Source organism: uncultured Campylobacter sp. (assembly GCF_938018145.1).
Classification (GTDB): Bacteria; Campylobacterota; Campylobacteria; order Campylobacterales; family Campylobacteraceae; genus Campylobacter_A.
The window spans coordinates 1-3,489 of record NZ_CALIII010000111.1 but is presented as its reverse complement, the minus strand read 5'-3'; the positions used below and the strand labels follow the sequence as shown (position 1 = coordinate 3,489).

Annotated in this window: 4 protein-coding genes; 2 read left to right on the top strand and 2 right to left on the bottom strand. The window is 46.0% G+C overall.

What is annotated here, in order from left to right; all coding sequences use genetic code 11:
• Both Q0338_RS02435 and Q0338_RS02430 read right to left on the bottom strand, forming a co-directional pair.
• Window positions 1–989: ArsS family sensor histidine kinase (locus Q0338_RS02435; RefSeq protein ID WP_298085372.1), on the bottom strand; the 989-nt coding region annotated here is incomplete at its 3' end.
• Window positions 986–1,657, bottom strand: a complete 672-nt coding sequence (locus tag Q0338_RS02430) for a response regulator transcription factor (protein ID WP_002948262.1) — start codon at window positions 1,655–1,657, stop codon at window positions 986–988. The genes Q0338_RS02430 and Q0338_RS02435, both read right to left, overlap by 4 nt.
• 161 nt (window positions 1,658–1,818) lie before the next feature.
• On the opposite strand from Q0338_RS02430, the gene dnaJ reads away from it, so the two are divergent.
• Together dnaJ and Q0338_RS02420 are read left to right on the top strand one after the other, a co-directional pair.
• Window positions 1,819–2,991 carry a molecular chaperone DnaJ gene (gene dnaJ, locus Q0338_RS02425; protein ID WP_298085371.1) on the top strand — a complete coding sequence of 391 codons (1,173 nt, stop codon included), beginning with the start codon at window positions 1,819–1,821 and terminating at the stop codon, window positions 2,989–2,991.
• A 100-nt stretch (window positions 2,992–3,091) separates the two neighbouring features.
• The coding region (locus tag Q0338_RS02420; protein WP_298085370.1) for a tetratricopeptide repeat protein at window positions 3,092–3,489 on the top strand (398 nt) is incomplete at its 3' end.

Genomic DNA, 3,489 nt, shown 5'->3' with positions numbered 1-3,489 from the left:
TCGGCATATTTTAGGGCGTTGTCTATGAGATTTTTTATCGCGAGCGAAAAGAGCCCGAAATCCACGCGTAGCAAGATATCTCGGCGGATATCTACGCCTACTTTTTCTTCAAATTTATCGAGCATCAGCATGTCGCGCGCCTGATCAAGGATGTTTGAAAAGTACGACTCCTGATAGTTTAGCGCGTAGTTTTTGGATAGTAGCTGCTCGATCTTGCCAAACTCGTTTATGAGCATATCAAGGCGCTCAAATATCGCTATCAAACGCGTTTTGTGTGTAGGATTTTGCACCATCTCAGAGACTATACGACCTTTGCCGATTGGCGTTTTTAGCTCGTGCATGATCGTGCGTAAAAACAGCTGCCTAGAGCGCAAAAGCTCCCTGATCTTGCTAGCTGCGGCGTCAAATTCTATTGCGACCTTGGCGATCTCGTCGTCGGAGTCGGGTTTGGCGATATTTACGTCCATATTTCCGGCGCCAAATTTCCTGATATCAGAGCTTAGTTTTTTAAGCGGCATCAGCGACTTCATCACCGAAACGTAAAGCGATACAAGAAGCGCCGTCGTGAGGATAAAACCCACCCAAATCGGGTCGTTTATGTTTTTCGTATCGTCGCTTTCGAGTAAAATTTGAAACGAAGGATTTTTGATCTGCAGATACAAACTATCCTGAAAAAGCAGCGACTGAAATAGCCCCAGCTGCGTTTGCTTGGCAAAGACCGTCTTGCCGGTGCTTATGACGTTTGCGACGGTTTTGTCGCTTTTAACGTAGGTTAGTCCGAAATTTCTAAAATAATTAGTCAAATCGCTAGGCGGATTTGACTTTTCGTATGAGGCGATGAGGTAGTTTATCGCGTTTAGCTGCTTGTTTTTTATCTTTTCTAACGCGTTATCTAGCTGTATGCTCGCAAACGTGTAGAATAAAATGCAAACAAGCGAAAACGCCAGCGCGAAAACTACCGAAATCTTCGTGGTTAAGGAGTATCTCATCCTATGAGTTTATAGCCTATTCCGCGTACCGAAAATATATGTTTAGGCGCTTTTGAGCTGTCGCCGATCTTGGTTCTTAGTCTGCCGATGATGACGTCTAGGCTCTTTGAGTCCTTGTCTTTTAGGCTTTTGCAGTTATAAACCAGCTGCTCGCGAGAGACTGAAAAGCTATGTTGTTTGATAAGGTAGCTCAAAATTTCATACTCGGCCGGCGTTAGCGTTAGGCTTTCGTTGTTGTAGTAGATTTCGTGTCTGCGCTCGTCTATCCTAAATAGCGTATCTACGACCTCTTCTTGCACTTCGTTGGTCTTTTTGTAGCGGCGGATTAGGCTCATTATGCGCGCGTACATTTCCTTTGGATCGTACGGTTTTGGTAGATAGTCGTCCGCGCCTAGCTGCAGGCCCACGACCTTGTCGCTGATGTCGCTGCGAGCAGAAGAGATGATGATAGGGATGTTGTATTTGCTGCGGATCTCTTTGCACACCTCAAGGCCGTCCATGCCAGGCAAGGTAAGGTCTAGGATAAGCAGGTCGAAATTTTTTACTCCGGCGCTTAGTCCCAAATAAGGATCTTCGAAATTTGTTACTTTTATATTAAAATCGCTCAAGTACTCGGATAGGATTTGCGCGAATTCCGGATCGTCTTCAATCATTAAAACATTAATCATTTTAAGCCTTTCAAATAGATTTAACGAAAATGATTATAACCAAAAAAAGTTAAATTTTTTTTCCGAATTTACTATCCTCGTTTAAAATTCTCCCCCGCTTTGAATTTTTATAAATAATAAGATAAAATCGCCCTTTAAATTTAAAAATTTTAGGAGATTTTGTGGAAATAGACTACTACGAAATTTTAGAAATCAGCAAAAATAGCGACTCTGAAACCATAAAAAAAGCATTTAGAAAACTAGCGCTAAAGTACCACCCGGACCGCAATCAAGGCGACAAAGAGGCAGAAGAAAATTTTAAAAAGGTAAACGAAGCCTACCAGGTGCTAGGCGACGAGGAAAAGCGCGCGATATACGATAGATACGGCAAAGCCGGGCTTGAGGGCAGAGGCGGCTTTAGCTCTAGCGGGTTTAGCGCGGATTTTGATTTGGGCGACATATTTAACTCGTTTTTTGGCGGCGGATTTAGCTCTGGCGCAAGCAGCCGCAAAAGAAGCAGCGACAAATATCCGCTCGATCTAGAGATAGCTCTTAGGATCAAATTTAACGAAGCGGTGTTCGGCGCCGAAAAAGAGATAGATTTTACGATCAAAAAACCGTGCCAGACCTGCAAAGGCAGCGGCTCGAAAGACGGCAAAACGCACGTATGTCCGCACTGCGAGGGTAGGGGCCGGATATCGCAGCAAAGGGGCTTTATGAGCTTCGTGCAGGAGTGTCCGTACTGTAACGGCACGGGCGAAACGGTCAAGGATAGATGCTCTGATTGCGGCGGTAGCGGCTACAAAGAAGAACGCCAAAGCGTCAAAGTAAATATCCCCGAGGGCATCGACGACGGCATGCGCATGCGCGTGAGCGAAAAGGGCAACGTCTCCTCAACGGGCGCCAGAGGCGATCTGTACGTGCATATCGAGGTTGAAGCCGACGAGCATTTCGTGCGTCACGAAAGCGACGTTTATATCGAGATTCCGGTATTTTTCACGCAGGCGATTTTGGGCGAGACGATCACGATCCCGACGCTAAAAGGCACGACCGAGCTAAAACTACCGGTCGGCGCAAAGGATAAGCAGCAGTTCGTATTTGACGGCCTTGGCGTAAAAAACGTAAATAGCAAAAGATACGGCAGACTCGTAGCGCAAATCACCATAAAAACGCCAAAAGAGCTAACGGGCGAGCAAATCTCTCTACTAAATCAGCTACAAGAGAGCTTTGGTATCAAGGCGGGCAAGGCGAGCTACGACGAAGAAGAAGACGAAGGAATCTTGGACAAGATAAAAGGGTGGTTTAAGGGCGAAGAGGCCGATAGCAAAGGCAAGAAAAAGAGCAAAAAGGCGTAAATTCAGGTCAAATTTGACTTTTGACGGGCGCAATCTTTCGCCAAATTTGCCCAGTCGCTCGAACTTAAATTTGCGCTCGTTACAAAACGGCGCGTCAAATTTGACGTTAAAATACAAGATGAATAAATTTATATTTTTAGCCGTTTTTACGGCGGTTTCTTTAAATTCGGCGGAGTGCGATACGAGCGGACTGCAAAAAGATTGCGACGCGGGCGATTTTGAGAGCTGCGACAACTTAGGCCTTGCCTACATCGGCATCAAGCTTGAAGAGTGTGACCTGGACAAAAACTACAAAAAGGCGTTCGCGCTGTTTAAAAAGGCGTGCGACGGGGAGTATGTGCGCGCGTGCGTAAATTTGGGCGTCGCATACCGCAAAGGCGAAGGGGTTAAAAAGGACGAACCAAAGGCCGCCAAGCTCTACAAAAAAGCCTGCGATAGCGGGTATTTGCTAGGTTGCGCAAATTTAGGCTCGCTTTACGAGCAAGGGCTTGGCGTCAA

What these genes read in the sequence shown, in the direction of transcription:
- Q0338_RS02430 (WP_002948262.1), bottom strand. Translation starts at nt 1,657, where the DNA reads ATGATTAATGTTTTAATGATTGAAGACGATCCGGAATTCGCGCAAATC.